At 69.5% G+C, this 14121-nt stretch carries 12 protein-coding genes; 8 read left to right on the top strand and 4 right to left on the bottom strand.

What is annotated here, in order from left to right:
- Nucleotides 1-85: 85 nt before the first annotated feature.
- The 5 genes from PV762_RS14050 (at nucleotide 86) to PV762_RS14030 (ending at nucleotide 6213) form a co-directional block, all read left to right on the top strand.
- Complete coding sequence (locus PV762_RS14050; RefSeq protein WP_421035627.1) at nucleotides 86-2503, top strand: YCF48-related protein; 2418 nt, start codon at nucleotides 86-88, stop codon at nucleotides 2501-2503.
- A gap of 170 nt (nucleotides 2504-2673) precedes the next feature.
- A complete protein-coding gene (locus PV762_RS14045) occupies nucleotides 2674-3435 on the top strand; it encodes a substrate-binding periplasmic protein (RefSeq protein ID WP_421035626.1) in 762 nt (253 codons plus the stop codon).
- Between the two features lie 16 nt (nucleotides 3436-3451).
- Nucleotides 3452-4495 (top strand): tRNA preQ1(34) S-adenosylmethionine ribosyltransferase-isomerase QueA, encoded by a 1044-nt coding sequence (gene queA, locus PV762_RS14040; protein WP_421035625.1) that lies wholly within the window; start codon nucleotides 3452-3454, stop codon nucleotides 4493-4495.
- A 4-nt stretch (nucleotides 4496-4499) separates the two neighbouring features.
- Nucleotides 4500-5417: an RNA polymerase sigma factor SigJ gene (sigJ, locus tag PV762_RS14035; protein WP_421035624.1), complete on the top strand. Its 918-nt coding sequence runs from the start codon at nucleotides 4500-4502 to the stop codon at nucleotides 5415-5417.
- A gap of 124 nt (nucleotides 5418-5541) precedes the next feature.
- Entirely contained in the window at nucleotides 5542-6213 is a 672-nt protein-coding gene (locus tag PV762_RS14030; protein WP_421035623.1) for a PEP-CTERM sorting domain-containing protein, read from the top strand.
- Between the two features lie 239 nt (nucleotides 6214-6452).
- Here PV762_RS14030 and argG read toward each other — a convergent pair whose 3' ends face one another.
- From argG to PV762_RS14015, 3 genes are all read right to left on the bottom strand, one after another.
- Nucleotides 6453-7793, bottom strand: coding sequence for an argininosuccinate synthase (argG, locus tag PV762_RS14025; RefSeq protein ID WP_421035622.1), 1341 nt, complete (start codon nucleotides 7791-7793; stop codon nucleotides 6453-6455).
- Nucleotides 7794-8279: 486 nt separating this feature from the next.
- The gene (locus PV762_RS14020) at nucleotides 8280-8876 is read right to left on the bottom strand and encodes an IMPACT family protein (RefSeq protein WP_421035621.1); all 597 of its coding nucleotides are present in this window, start codon (nucleotides 8874-8876) and stop codon (nucleotides 8280-8282) included.
- 65 nt (nucleotides 8877-8941) lie between these two features.
- A complete protein-coding gene (locus tag PV762_RS14015) occupies nucleotides 8942-9733 on the bottom strand; it encodes a substrate-binding periplasmic protein (RefSeq protein ID WP_421035620.1) in 792 nt (263 codons plus the stop codon).
- Nucleotides 9734-9845: 112 nt separating this feature from the next.
- Here PV762_RS14015 and tgt point away from each other — a divergent pair, with 112 nt between their 5' ends.
- From tgt to PV762_RS14000, 3 genes are read left to right on the top strand one after another with little or no spacing between them, the layout of a single operon-like run.
- Entirely contained in the window at nucleotides 9846-10973 is a 1128-nt protein-coding gene (gene tgt / locus PV762_RS14010) for a tRNA guanosine(34) transglycosylase Tgt (RefSeq protein WP_421035619.1), read from the top strand.
- Between the two features lie 40 nt (nucleotides 10974-11013).
- Nucleotides 11014-11514 (top strand): hypothetical protein, encoded by a 501-nt coding sequence (locus PV762_RS14005; RefSeq protein WP_421035618.1) that lies wholly within the window; start codon nucleotides 11014-11016, stop codon nucleotides 11512-11514.
- A gap of 12 nt (nucleotides 11515-11526) precedes the next feature.
- Nucleotides 11527-12045 carry an STY0301 family protein gene (locus tag PV762_RS14000; protein WP_421035617.1) on the top strand — a complete coding sequence of 173 codons (519 nt, stop codon included), beginning with the start codon at nucleotides 11527-11529 and terminating at the stop codon, nucleotides 12043-12045.
- Between the two features lie 84 nt (nucleotides 12046-12129).
- On the opposite strand, the gene PV762_RS13995 is transcribed toward PV762_RS14000, so the two are convergent.
- The gene (locus PV762_RS13995; protein WP_421035616.1) at nucleotides 12130-14055 is read right to left on the bottom strand and encodes an MFS transporter; all 1926 of its coding nucleotides are present in this window, start codon (nucleotides 14053-14055) and stop codon (nucleotides 12130-12132) included.
- Nucleotides 14056-14121: the final 66 nt, after the last annotated feature.

Genomic DNA, 14121 nt, shown 5'->3' with positions numbered 1-14121 from the left:
CGGGAGCGGTCGCGGGGCGCGCGCTCGCCACAATCGCGCCGCTTCACAAGACAGACAAGAACGTCGGCACTCAGGGGGGCTCACGATGAACGGACAGGATCTTGCACGTGCCGGCTGGGCCGGCATGGTGCTCGGCACCGCACTGCTCGCCGGTTGCGGCGGCGGCGGTGGTGACAGCGGCGCCCCGCCCGTGGCGACGACCCCGCCGCCCGCGCCGGTACCTCCCGCGGCACCTGCTCCCTCTCCCGAGCCGCCTCCCGCGCCCCCACCGCCGGTGATCGGGGTGGAGGTCCCCGCGGACCTGAGCGTCACCGGACCGGCCGTGACCGACGTGTCCTCGGCGACCGCGTTCAGCAGCACGGCGGCGGCGACGCCCGGCCTGAGCTTCGCCTGGACCTTCGGCGACGGCGCGACGAGCGCCGAGCCCAGCCCCACCCACGATTACGTCAAGGTCGGCAACTACCCGGTCGGCCTGACCGTGACGAACGCCGCCGGCGCGTCGAAGACCGTGAGCTTCGCGGTGTCGGTGAACAACCGCTCCCATGTGAAGGGCCTGAACTGCTCGCGCGCCGACAGCGGCGGCTGGTGCTGGCAGGCACCGTTGCCGACCGGGTCCGCGCAGAGCGACACGCTTTTCCTCGACGGACTGAACGGCTGGTCGGTCGGGGACAACGGCGAGATCCTGCGTACCGTCGACGGGGGCAAGACCTGGCAGAGCCGGGCCAGCGGCGTGACGACGCGGCTGACCGGCGTGCGTTTCGGCGACGCGCTCAACGGCTGGGCCGTCGGCGACGGCGGCGTGGTATTGCGCACGACGGACGGCGGCACCACCTGGACCCGCATGGCGGTCACGCCGACGGGGACCTCCGGCGTGCAGCCGCAGGCGCGGGGCACGGGCACCTTCCTGTTCGCGAGCGGGGAGGGTACCTGGGCGACCGGAGACGGCGGCGCCACCTGGGTCACGGGCTCGATGAGCGCGGCGCGCCTCGGGGACGACGGCACGCTCTGGTCGGCCGAGAACGGGACACTGAGCAAATCCGTCGACCTCGGCAAGACGCGCACGGTCGTCCTGGCCCTGACCGGTCCGACCAGCATGAACAGCTATCAGGTGTTCGGTCAGACCGTCGTCGTGATGGCGACGACCTCGACCGCCGATGCCCAGCTGGGCAGCGTCCAGTCGGCGTCGATCCGTCGCAGCACGGACGGCGGCCAGACGTGGGAGACGATCGCGCCGCAAGGCCTACCGACGCAACAGAACCTCTATCCGGAGATGCGCTTCCGGAATGCGCTGAATGGCGGCGTCGTCATCGGCGGCACGCTGTATCGCACGCAGGACGGCGGGAGGACCTGGGCCTCGATGTCCAACCCGCCGGGCGTGACGCAGATCCGCGGCCTGGCGAACGGGGTCTGGGCGCGCCTGTACTCGCCGACGGCGTGGGAGATGACCGAGGACGACGGTCTCACCTGGACCCCCGTCGCGCTGGGCAGCGGCGGTTATGTGCGGCTGAACCGGGTCGACGCCTTGACCTGGACCATGACGGACTACGACGGATCGGTCACGCTGAGCATCGACGGCGGGAAGACCTGGACACAGGTGGTGCGCATGACTTCGGTGCCGTCGACGGAGCTGGTGACCGCGACATGGTTCTTCGACGCGAAGCGCGGCCTCGCGCAGCGCAGCGGCGGGCGGGTGATGGCGACGGCCGACGGCGGCCGCAGCTGGACCGTGAAGGCGACCGGCATCGGCACGGGCGGCAGCGGCCTGAACCCCTTGCGGATGCAATTCGCCGACGAGAACCTGGGCTGGACCCTGTCGGCGGACGGCCGACTGTTCCGGACCGAGAACGGCGGCGGTCGCTGGACCCCGACGATCTCGTTCGCGAACACCGGCCAGGTGGCGCGCGCCTTCCATTTCGTCGACGCCTCGACTGGCTTCGCCTTTGTCGTCGAAGGCGCGGCGCAGACGCGGGTGGTGCTGGCAACCGTCGACGGCGGCGTGACCTGGACGCGGCAGGCGGACCTCGGGACGTCGGTGTCCATGGTCCGGAGCCTGCGCTTCTCCAGCGCGCTCAAGGGCGTGATGGTCGGCGACGCGGGCGCCGTGGCCGTGACCGGCGACGGCGGGCAGACCTGGACATGGCGCACGTCGATGTCCGGCGCGCGGCTGAACGAAGCGGCCTACAGCGACGCGGGCACGCTCTGGGTGGTGGGCGACGGCGGGGTGCTGCGCGCGTCGAAGGACGACGGCCTCACCTGGCAGTCGCCAGGTCCTGCCGGGATCGCCACCGCGCTGTACGCGATCCGCTTCCTGGACGCCCAGCGGGGATGGGCGGTCGGCGACGACGGCGTGGCGCTGGCGACGACCGACGGGGGAGTCACGTGGACGCCGCAGGCCTCGGGCACGCGGCAGGCCCTGACGCAGGTCTTCTTCGTCGACGCCCGCACCGGCTGGATCGCCGGCAACAACGGGACCCTGCTGGCCACGGGCACCGGCGGCCAGTAGGCGCGCCTGCGACGTGTTTGCGGCGCGGCCGTGACCGATTGCCGGTCCGGCCCGTGGTTCAGGGGGCCAACCCGGGTCGGAGGGGAGTCGCCCGCCGTGGGCGACTGCTAGTCTGGGCCGGACGCGCCTGACGGGCGTGACATGACATCGACACCCCCCACCGTCCGCCCATGACCACCCGCCGTGAGAGCCTCTTCTGGCTCGCTGCCACCGCCGTGACGGCGCCGGCCGCGCGCCCGGCGCGCGCGGACGATGCACCGCTGCGGATGGTCGCCACCGAATTCCCGCCCTACACCGGCAGCGCCTTGCCCGGCGGCGGCGTGGCGTGCGAGATCACCCGCGCCGCGCTGCGGGAGGCCGGCCGATCGATGACCCTCACCTTCCGCCCCTGGGCGCGCGCACTGCTCGAATTCCAGCGCGGCGACCACGACGGCGTCATCGGCGCGTGGCGGTCCGTCGAGCGCGAGCGCACGATGCTGTTCCCGCCGCCGCTGGGCATCCTCAACCAGGTCGGCTTCATGGCGCGCGCGGACCGCCGACGTCGCATCGACGATCTGGCCGCGCTGCGCGACCTGCGCATCGGCGTGGTCCACGGCTATGCGAACCCGCCGCGCTTCGACGCGGCCAACCTGCCAGTCGAGGGCGCCGTCGACGACCTCGCCAACCTGCGCAAGCTGCTGGCCGGGCGCGTCGATCTGGCGCTGATCGACAAGGGCGTCGGCACGCACCTGCTGGAGACCCAGTTGCGCGGATTCGCCGGCCAGCTGGTGTGGCTGCCGCCCGCGTTGTCGGAAGTGCCGCTGTACACGGTGTTCTCGAAAGTCCGGCCCGAGGGGGAGCGATTCGCCGCCGCGCTGGGCCGCGGCATCGGCGATCTGCAGGGCAGCGGCCGGCTCGCCATGCTGCTGCAGCAGGGGGCGCGCTGGCAGTAGTGGGAAAATCGCGCCCATGTCCCGAACCTTCTCGGTGAGCGATTTCGATTTCGCTCTGCCTCCCGACCTCATCGCCCAGCATCCCGCCGCCGAACGCAGCGCCTCGCGCCTGCTCGACGGCCGGTCCGATCCGCCCGTCGACCGCGTCTTCCGCGAGCTGCCCGACCTGCTGAATCCCGGCGACCTGCTGGTGTTCAACGACACCAAGGTCATCAAGGCGCGCCTGTACGGCGCCAAGGCCAGCGGCGGCGCGGTGGAGGCCCTGGTCGAACGCGTGCTGCCCGGCACCCGCGAGGTCTGGGCCCACATGCGCGCCAGCAAGAGTCCGAAGGCGGGCGCGGTGGTCCGGTTCGCCGACGCATTCGACGCCGAGGTCCTGGGCCGCTGCGGGCCGGACGACGGCCTCTTCCACCTGCGCCTGTCCGGCGATCCGTTCGAGCTGCTGGAGCAGCACGGCCACGTGCCGCTGCCGCCCTACATCGCGCACGGCGACTCGGCGGACGACGTACGGCGTTACCAGACCGTGTTCGCGCGCGAGCCCGGCGCCGTGGCCGCGCCGACGGCGGCGCTGCACTTCGACGAGGCGCTGCTGTCGCGCCTGGCCGAACGCGGCGTCGGCACGGCGCACGTGACGCTGCACGTGGGCGCCGGCACCTTCCAGCCGGTGCGCGTGGAGTCGCTGGCCGAGCACAAGATGCACAGCGAGTGGTTCCAGGTCACGCCGGGCACCGTCGAGGCGATCGCGCGCTGCCGCGCCGCGGGCGGCCGGGTCACGGCGGTGGGCACCACGACGCTGCGCGCGCTGGAATCGGCGGCGCTGGGCGGCGGACTGAAGGCCGGCGCGCGCGAGACCGACATCTTCATCACGCCGGGTTTCGACTTCCAGGTCGTCGACCGGCTGGTGACCAACTTCCACCTGCCCAAGAGCACGCTGATGATGCTGGTGTCGGCCTTCGCCGGCTACGAGCCGATCATGGCGCTCTACCGTCACGCGATCGAGCGGCGCTACCGCTTCTTCAGCTACGGCGACGCCATGTTGCTCGAACGCGCCGCGGGGTGATCCCTTGAGCGACGACTCCCCCGCCGCACGTGCGCTCCGCTACGAGCGTGAACACGCGCGGTCGCTGCGCGCGCTGGCCTATCGCATGCTCGGGTCGCGTGCCGAAGCCGAGGACATCGTCCAGGAGGCGTGGCTGCGCTGGGCCGACGTCGACGAGTCGACCGTGCGTCACGCCGGCGCCTTCCTGTCGCGGCTGGTGACCAATCTCTGCCTGGACCGGCTGCAATCGGCGGCCATGCGGCGCGAGCAGTACGTCGGCGTCTGGCTGCCCGAGCCGCTGGTCGACGAGGCGGGCGACTGGTCGCCCAACCCGGAAACGCAGGCCGAGTTCGCGCAGGATGTGTCGGTCGCCTTCATGCTGACGCTGGATCGGCTGTCCCCGCTGGAGCGCGCCGCCTTCCTGCTGCACGAGGTCTTCGAACTGGACTTCGACGAGATCGCGCGCCGCCTCGGCCGCAGCAGCGCGGCGTGCCGGCAGCTCGCGAGTCGCGCGCGGCAGCACGTCAAGGCCGACTACGCGCGGCACGAGGTCGAGGACGAGGAGCGTCAGCGCCTGTTCCAGGCCTTCCTGGGGGCGCTGCAGTCCTTCGATGTCGAGGGCCTGGCCAAGGTGCTGACCGACGACGCCATCCTGCTGGCGGACGGCGGCGGCAAGGTCACGGCGGTGCCGCGGATGCTGGAGGGCGCGGTCGTGGTGGCACGGGCCTTCGTCGGCTGGGCGAAGATGCCGGCGAACCGCGACTGGCGGATCCGGCCCGCGCGCATCAACGGGCTGCCGGGCTGCATCGTCTACGACGCGGCCGGCGAACCGGTCCAGACGGTGGCGCTGCGACCGGCGACGACCTCGGGCCGCATCAGCGCGGTCTATGTGCAGCGCAATCCCGACAAGCTCGGCCACCTGCCGCGCATCGCGCCGGCCTGATCACGCGTTCCCCCTCTTTCGGACTGTGGTGTCCCCCCGTGCCTACGGGGGGTGGTGGTGTTTGGGAATCCCTATGTTTAGGGACAATCGCACAGACAAGACTTACCACCGCTCGGGATTCACCATGACGCTGATTGCACGCACCTCGATCGCCGCCGCCGCCGCGCTGTTCAGCGGCCTGGCTGCCGCCGCTTCCATCGGGGGCCTGGTGAACACCGGCGCCGGCCAGACCACCGGCAGCACCGACACGAACTACAAGTACACGGCCACCGGCGATGCGGCGGGCCTGGCCGGTTTCGGCGTGGTGAGCAACGGCGCGACCGATCCGTTCCCGTACTGGCTGCCCAACACCGCGTCCTCGTCGTGGCTGATCCCGGGTTCGGACCAGGGCACCAACTACAGCCCGACCGGCAATTCGACGTTCACCTGGACGCTGAACTTCGACCTGACCGGCTACGACGCCAGCAGCGCCTCGTTCAGCGGCCACTGGGCGGCGGACAACAACGGCGTGCTGCTGCTCAACGGCGTCGCGATCTCGTCGATCGCCGGCGAGCGCGGCTTCGCGGAGTGGACCTCGTTCTCGGCCTCCAGCGGCTTCGTCGCGGGCGTGAACACGCTGCAGTTCGTCGTGACCGACACGGCCAACTCGACCTACAACTTCACCGGCGTGCGCGCGGAGTTCCTGAGCTCCAATGTCAACGCCGCGATCGCGCCGGCCGTGCCGGAACCGCACAGCTACGCGCTGATGCTGGCCGGCCTCGGTGCGCTGGGCTTCCTGGCTCGCCGCCGCAGCTGAGTCCGACGGGGCTCGACCCCGCGGCGACGCGAAGAAAAAGCCGCTGAGCGATCAGCGGCTTTTTTCATCGGGGCCGCAGCGGGGGCGTACAGCGCGATGGCACGCATGGAGGCTCCTCAGGAAACAGGAAGCCCGTTCAGTGTCGCGAGGGGTCGCCGAGCACCAATGAAAAAGCCGCCGGTGACGGCGGCTTTTGCGATGAACCCCGGCGCGGGTCCGAGGCGTCCGGCGACGGAGACTTACTCGTCCCCGCCGGTCAGCAGCGGGATCGAACCTTCCGAGTGCTTGCCCAGCAGGCCGCTGCGGCTGTACACGCCCAGCTTGTCGCGCGTGTCGGCGATGTCCAGGTTGCGCATCGTCAGCTGGCCGATGCGGTCGGCCGGTGTGAACGGGGCGTCCTCGACCTTCTCCATCGACAGGCGCTCCGGCGCGTAGGTCAGGTTGGGGCTGACGGTGTCGAGGATCGTGTAGTCGTTGCCGCGGCGCAGCTCCAGCGTCACTTCGCCGGTGATCGCGCGGGCGACCCAGCGCTGGGCGGTCTCGCGCAGCATCAGGCATTGCGGGTCGAACCAGCGGCCCTGGTACAGCAGACGGCCGAGCTTCATGCCGTTCATGCGGTACTGCTCGATGGTGTCCTCGTTGTGGATGCCGGTGACCAGGCGTTCGTAGGCGATGTGCAGCAGCGCCATTCCCGGGGCCTCGTAGATGCCGCGGGACTTGGCCTCGATGATGCGGTTCTCGATCTGGTCGCACATGCCCAGGCCATGGCGGCCGCCGACGCGGTTCGCTTCCATGAACAGCTCGACCAGGTCGGGGAAGGTCCGGCCGTTGATCGCGACCGGCACGCCTTCCTCGAAGCGCACCGACACCGTCTCGGCCTTGATGACGACGTCTTCCTTCCAGAAGGCGACGCCCATGATCGGGTTGACGATGTTCATGCCCTGGTTCAGGAACTCCAGGTCCTTGGCCTCGTGGGTGGCGCCCAGCATGTTGGAGTCGGTCGAGTAGGCCTTCTCCACGCTCATCTTGTAGTCGAAGCCGTTGGCGATGAGGTATTCGCTCATCTCCTTGCGGCCGCCGAGTTCGTCGATGAAGGTCTGGTCCAGCCAGGGCTTGTAGATCTTCAGCGCCGGGTTGGCCAGCAGCCCGTAGCGGTAGAAGCGCTCGATGTCGTTGCCCTTGAAGGTCGAGCCGTCGCCCCAGATGTTGACGCCGTCGTCGCGCATCGCGACCACGAGGGCGGTGCCGGTCACGGCGCGGCCCAGCGGGGTGGTGTTGAAGTAGGTGGCGCCGCCGCTCTTGATGTGGAAGGCGCCGCACTGCAGGGCGGCGATGCCTTCGGCGACCAGCTGCGCGCGGCAGTCGACCAGGCGGGCGATCTCGGCGCCGTAGGCCTTGGCCTTGCGGGGGATCTCGTCGTAGTCGCTCTCGTCGGGCTGGCCGAGGTTGGCGGTGTAGGCGCAGGGCACGGCGCCCTTGCCGCGCATCCAGTGCACCGCGGCGCTGGTGTCCAGGCCGCCCGAGAAGGCGATGCCGACGCGCTCGCCGGCGGGAATCTTTTGGAGGATGGTTGCGGCCACGGGCAGTCTCGCGCGGTAGTGGGGAAAACAGCCGGCGATTCTAGGCTGCGCGGGGCCGCGAGGCTTCGCGGATGGGCGATGGAGGAGTAAAACCCGGTCCGCGTTCCAGCCGAAGGTCCCGCTCTCCATCGCCGACCTGGAACGGATCGACACTCCCCAACGCAAGCGCGCGAGGCCGGGCAAGACACGGGTGCCCTTGCGGTCCCAGACCTATTCGGACTTTCCGGACCACCTGGGGGGGTCCCGGGTTCATGGGGCGCTGACGTCGGTGATGGGGGAGGCGAAGGCGCCGCGGCGCACGCATCTCCTGCGCCTGGCACAGGCCTGCGACCTCCCGGCGCAACACGCGGCTGACGTCATCGACCAGAGGTGCGATGCCGCGCGCGGGCTCGCCGACTTGTTGGACGCAGAAGGTGTACGAAGGGTCACCAGGCAGGCCATCGGCGCGACCGTCGCGGCCAATGTTCGAGCTTGCGGAGCGCCTGCTTAGCCTTCAAGCGTCTTCAGCCATCCGATTCGTCCCTGGCCCGATTCGTTCAGGGTCGCGATGAAAGCGTCCGCGACTGAGTCCGGCAGGCGCAAGGTGACGTCGACCAGCGCCCCATGCGCCACGTCCACCAGTTGTGCCCCGGCCTTCTCGGCCTCGCGGCGCAGCAAGCCTTCCTGCGCATAGGGCAGGGTGCAGCGCAGCGTCCGCAGCCGGATCACCGGTACCTTGTCCGCCTTGAGGAGCGCTTGCGCAACCGCGTCCGTGTAGGCGCGCACCAGCCCGCCCGCGCCCAGCTTCACGCCGCCGAAGTAACGCACCACCGTGGCCAGCACGCCCTCCAGGTCCTGGTGGCGGAGCACTTCCAGCATGGGCCGGCCGGCGGTGCCGCCGGGCTCGCCGTCGTCGTTCGCGGCCGATTGCCCGCCCGCCATCAGCGCCCAGCAGACGTGGGCGGCGCCGGGGTGTTGGGCGCGCAACTGCTCGACCCGCGCCAGCGCCGCCACGCGATCGGGCACCGACTCCACGCAGCCGAGGAAGCGGCTCTTCTTGATGATGAGTTCGGCGTGGACCGGCGCGGCAAGGCTGTGGGGCATGGGGGGATTGTCGCGGTGCCGTTCGCGCCCAGGTCCGACGGCGGTCGGTCCGACAGCGCCGGACGCTACGGCGTTTCGGACACGTCGCCCAGGTGCCGGTACTTGTAGCCGTCGATGGTGCCGTCCTTCAGCATCTCGTCGACCGCATGCCGCATGAGGTCGCGATCGGCCTGGGGAATGCGTTCACGGGACAGCGCCAGCGCGCCGATGCTGCGCTCGGTCGGCGCGAAGGACAGCGCGGTGAAGTTCGCGAAGACCGGATCGGCACGTCGTGCGAGGGCCAGACTGTGCGCGCCCAGCACCACGGCGTCGCCGCGACCGGCCCTGAAGATGCGGATGGCGGTGGGTTGGTCGGGTGCCTCGTCGACGCGGCCCTGGATGCGCAGGGACGTGAGCCAGGATTCGACCGTCGGCGTGAAGACGTAGCCGCGCACGACGATGACGCGTCGTCGCTTGTCGGCGAGGAAAGCGGCCGGCGTCCCGCTGGACGCGGCCAGCGCCGGGCGCATCACGACGAACTGCCGGGACTCGATGTAGGGGATGAACTCGACGAGCAGCTCGCGCTCCTTCGTCATCAGCGCGGAGACCGTCATGTCCATCTGGCCGGAGGCGATCTGCGCCCAGATGCGCACGCGCGACTCGGTGACGGCCTTGAGCTTGCAGCCGCTGCGTCGGGCGATTTCGTCGACGACGTCCTTGTCGATGCCGGTCCACCGGCCCTGGGCGTCGCGGTAGTAGAGCCCGCTGTACTCGTAGAGGCCGACCGTGTACGGCCCGCAGGCGAGCGCCGCCGCGGGCGCGATGGCGCAGGCGGCCGTCGCGATGACGGCGGCGAGGGCGGCGATCCAGGACCTCAAGATGCTTCTCCGGGGAGTCTCCGCTCCCGATTGCGCGCCGAGTCTACGCCGACGCCACGAGGCGCCGGCAGCGCGCGAACCCCAGGGGACGCGGGGCCCGATAATCGCGTCCATGCTGAAGTTCGAACTGCTCAAGACCGAAGGCCGCGCACGACGCGGCGTCATGACGCTCAACCACGGCGTCGTGCAGACGCCCATCTTCATGCCGGTGGGCACCTACGGCACCGTCAAGGGGGTGATGCCGCGCTCGCTCGAGGAGATGGGCGCGCAGATCATCCTGGGCAACACCTTCCACCTGTGGATGCGTCCGGGCCTGGACATCATGAAGCAGTTCGGCGGCCTGCACCGTTTCGAGAGCTGGAACAAGCCCATCCTGACGGACTCGGGCGGCTTCCAGGTCTGGTCGCTGGGGGAGATGCGCAAGATCACCGAGGAGGGCGTCAAGTTCGCGTCTCCGGTGAACGGCGACAAGCTGTTCCTGACGCCGGAGATCTCGATGCAGATCCAGACGGTGCTCAACAGCGACATCGTCATGCAATTCGACGAGTGCACGCCGTATGAATCCAAGGGCCAGCTGACGACCGAGAAGGAAGCGCGGCTGTCGATGGAGATGAGCCTGCGCTGGGCCAAGCGCTGCCAGGACGAGTTCCAGAAGCTGCAGAACCCGAACGCGCTGTTCGGCATCGTGCAGGGCGGGATGTTCGAGAACCTGCGTGACGTGTCGCTGGCGGGGCTGAAGGAGCTGGACTTGCCGGGTTACGCGATCGGCGGCCTGTCGGTGGGCGAGCCGAAGGCGGACATGCTCCGCATCCTCGATCACATCGCGCATCAGCTGCCGGCGGACAAGCCGCGTTACCTGATGGGCGTGGGCACGCCGGAAGACCTGGTCGAAGGCGTGCGCCAGGGCGTGGACATGTTCGACTGCGTCATGCCGACGCGCAATGCGCGCAACGGCCACATGTTCACCCGCTTCGGCGACCTGCGGCTGCGCAACGCGCGCTACAAGTCGGACGAGAAGCCGGTCGACGAGACCTGCACCTGCTACTGCTGCCAGAACTTCAGCCGCGCCTACCTGCATCACCTCGACCGCTGCGGCGAGATGCTCGGCCCCATGCTGACGAGCGTGCACAACCTGCACTACTACCTCAACCTGATGAAGGAAGTCCGCGAGTCGCTGGACGCTGGCGACTTCGAAGGCTTCCGGCAGCGGTTCGCGGAGGATCGGGCGCGCGGGGTCTGACTTCAGAGGGCCCTAAGGTGGGCCGTGCAAAGATGGCGTGATGCTGAAGTTGCTCTTCGCGCCCATCCGCTGGCTGATCCGCGTGGTCCTGGCCATCGTCATCCTCTTCGAGGAATGGGGCTGGGAGCCGCTGCAGCGCGCGATGGCCGCCATCGGTCGGCTGCCCGTGTTCCGGCAGCTGGAAGCCGTCGTGAGGCGGCTGCCGCCCTATGTGGCGCTGGTTGTGTTCTTCCTCCCCGGGCTCCTGCTGCTGCCCATCAAGCTGCTGGCGCTGTGGCTCATCGGCATCGGCCACGCGGGCATGGGGCTGTGCGTCATCGTCGGGGCCAAGGTCATCGGCACGGCGGTGGTGGCGCGAATCTTCGCGCTCACGCAGCCCGCGCTGATGAGCCTGCCCTGGTTCGCGCGTCTCTACGGGCGCTGGACCGTGTGGAAGGAAGGCCTGCTGGTCTGGGTCCGCGCGAGCGCGGTGTGGCGCTCGGCGAGGGCGATCAAGTTGCGGATCAGGCGGTTGATGCGGCGAGGCGCTCGCAGCGCTTGACAGTCCAGCGGGATGACGATGGTCAGCGGATGTCGATGCCACCGCCGCCTAGACTTCCGCCCCATCATGCGCATTGACACGTCGTTCCGACTCCACCTCGTTGCCGCGATGCTGTCGGCCAGCGTCGGAACGGTATCCGCCGATCCGAAGCCAGAGCCTTTCAGCTGTCCGGTCCAGCTTCCGCTGACGAATCAGTCGTTGACGTCCGTGCCGGCTGGCTGGGCTGCGACGACCGCTGGCAGCGAGCGCACGCAGCATGACCTGACCAACTTCGCCGTCAACGGCGGCCCGGTCGGCTCGCCCAACGGGGAGATCTACGACAAGGAAGAAGAGCGCAAGGACGGCAAGGGCGGCGCGACGCGCACGCAGAGCTGGAACCTGCAAGGCATGTCCGGCGGCTTCGCTGTCTGCAGCTACTTCCGTACGCGCGTCGAGTTGGCACGCTCGCTCGACGGCTACTCTAGCTGCGAGGTGGTCTACAAGCGCTCGAAGAGCAGCGACTTCAAGATGGCGTCGGCGACCTGCCGTTGAGGGCCTCGGAGAGTCCCTCTGCAAGGCGAAACGCAGAAGGCCTCCTTTCGGAGGCCTTCTTGCTGTCTACCGCATCAGGTCAGTTCACGCCTTCACCGGCTGCGTGACCGTGACTGCTTCTGGACCGAGCAACGCCGCCACCCGCTCGCGCAGCAGTTCCGGTGTCACGTCCTTCGCCGCGATCGGCGCCGACGCGACCAGCCCCACGCGGCTGAACAGCCCGCGCCGGAACGGCCGCACCATCGCCTGACCCTGCTCGACGCGCGAGAAGAACGAGCCCCACAGGTTCTGCAGTGCCATCGGCACCACCGGGATGTCGGGCCGTCCCTCCAGCAGCTTCATCACGCCGCCCTTGAACGCCTGCAGCGAGCCGTCGCGCGTCAGGCCGCCTTCCGGGAAGATCCCCACCAGTTCGCCGTCGTCCAGCACCGCCTGCGCGGCGGCGAAGGCCGCGTCGTAGGTCGCCGCGTCCTCCTTCTGCGGCGCGATCGGGATCGCCTTCGCCAGCTTGAACATCCAGCCCAGCACCGGCACGCGGAAGATGCGATGGTCCATCAGGAAGCGGATCGGCCGCGGGCTCGCCGCCATCAGCAGCACGGCGTCGACGAAGCTCACGTGGTTGCAGACCAGCACCGCCGCGCCCTGCGTCGGGATGTGCTGATCGCCGCTGACGCGGAAACGGTAGATGAGGCGCGACAGCACGAAGGCGAAGAAGCGCAGCAGGTACTCCGGCACGACCAGGAAGATGTAGAACGCCACCACGGCGTTGGCGATGCCGACCACCAGGAACAGCTGCGGGATGGTCAGCCCGGCGCCCAGCAGCGCGCCGGCCAGGATCGAGCTCGCGATCATGAACAGCGCGTTGAGGATGTTGTTCGCCGCGATGATCCGCGCGCGGTGCGAGGGTTGCGCCCGCATCTGGATCAGCGCGTACATCGGCACGCTGTACAGGCCGGCGAAGAGCGCCAGCAGGCCCAGGTCGGCCAGCACGCGCCAGTGCGCTTGGTTCGCGAGGAAGGCGCCCACGCTCAGCGGCGCCGACGGCGGCAGCCCGCGCGAGGCGAAGTACAGGTCGATGGCGAAGACGCTCATGCCGATGGCGCCCAGCGGCACCAGGCCGATCTCGACCTGCCGGCGCGACAGCACCTCGCACAGCAGCGAGCCGACGCCGATGCCCACCGAGAAGACCATCAGCAGCAGCGAGGCCACCTGCTCGTTGCCGTGCAGCACCTCCTTTGCGAACGACGGGAAGTTGGCCAGGAACACCGCGCCGAAGAACCACATCCACGAGATGCCCAGCAGAGAACGGAACACCGCCAGCTGGCCGTGCGCCAGCCTGAGGTTGCGCCAGGTCTCGGAGACCGGATTCCAGTTGATGACGAGGTCCGGCACCGTCGACGGGCTGGCGGGAATCGCCTGCGCCGTCGCGCGGCCCAGCAGCGCCACCGCCACGCAAGCGATCGCCACGTGCTGCGGCCCGACGATCGGCGTGGCGACCAGCAGCCCGCCCGCCAGGTTGCCCAGAAGGATGGAGACGAAGGTCCCCATCTCGACCATGCCGTTGCCGCCGGTGATCTCGTGGTCGCTCAGGTGCTGCGGCAGGTAGGCGTACTTGACCGGCCCGAACAGCGTGGAGTGCAGCCCCATCAGGAACACGCAGCCCAGCAGCACCGGCACGTTGACGGCGTAGAAGCCGTAGGCCGCGAGCGCCATGATGACGATCTCGAGCGACTTCACGAAGCGCATCAGCCGCGCCTTGTCGTACTTGTCGGCGAGCTGCCCGCTGGTGGCCGAGAACAGCACGAACGGCAGGATGAACAAGGCGCCTATGGCCAGCCCCGCCTGCGTCGGCGGCAGCCAGCTCACGCTGAGCTGGTAGGTCACCAGCACCGTGAAGGCGAACTTGAACAGGTTGTCGTTGCCCGCGCCCAGGAACTGTGTCCAGAAGAAGGGCGCGAACCGGCGTTGGCTCAGCAACGCGAACTGGCTGGTATGGGAAGAGTCGCTCATGGGAGGGCTCGCTGTGGAAGTCGGGGAGGAGATCGATGGCTCATCGGTCGTTGTCCGGGCGAACCC

This window comes from Mitsuaria sp. CC2, from assembly GCF_048957715.1.
Taxonomy (GTDB): Bacteria; Pseudomonadota; Gammaproteobacteria; order Burkholderiales; family Burkholderiaceae_C; genus Roseateles.
The sequence above is the reverse complement of the archived record's forward strand: the minus strand, read 5'-3'. Positions and strand labels throughout refer to the sequence as shown.

Excerpts from the sequence above, each read along its gene's own strand:
- PV762_RS14050 (WP_421035627.1), top strand. The coding sequence starts at position 86 with ATGAACGGACAGGATCTTGCACGTGCCGGCTGGGCCGGCATGGTGCTC.
- PV762_RS14045 (WP_421035626.1), top strand. The coding sequence starts at position 2,674 with ATGACCACCCGCCGTGAGAGCCTCTTCTGGCTCGCTGCCACCGCCGTG.
- queA (WP_421035625.1), top strand. The coding sequence starts at position 3,452 with ATGTCCCGAACCTTCTCGGTGAGCGATTTCGATTTCGCTCTGCCTCCC.
- PV762_RS14030 (WP_421035623.1), top strand. The coding sequence starts at position 5,542 with ATGACGCTGATTGCACGCACCTCGATCGCCGCCGCCGCCGCGCTGTTC.
- PV762_RS14020 (WP_421035621.1), bottom strand. The coding sequence starts at position 8,876 with ATGCCCCACAGCCTTGCCGCGCCGGTCCACGCCGAACTCATCATCAAG.
- tgt (WP_421035619.1), top strand. The coding sequence starts at position 9,846 with ATGCTGAAGTTCGAACTGCTCAAGACCGAAGGCCGCGCACGACGCGGC.
- PV762_RS14005 (WP_421035618.1), top strand. The coding sequence starts at position 11,014 with ATGCTGAAGTTGCTCTTCGCGCCCATCCGCTGGCTGATCCGCGTGGTC.
- PV762_RS14000 (WP_421035617.1), top strand. The coding sequence starts at position 11,527 with ATGACGATGGTCAGCGGATGTCGATGCCACCGCCGCCTAGACTTCCGC.
- PV762_RS13995 (WP_421035616.1), bottom strand. The coding sequence starts at position 14,055 with ATGAGCGACTCTTCCCATACCAGCCAGTTCGCGTTGCTGAGCCAACGC.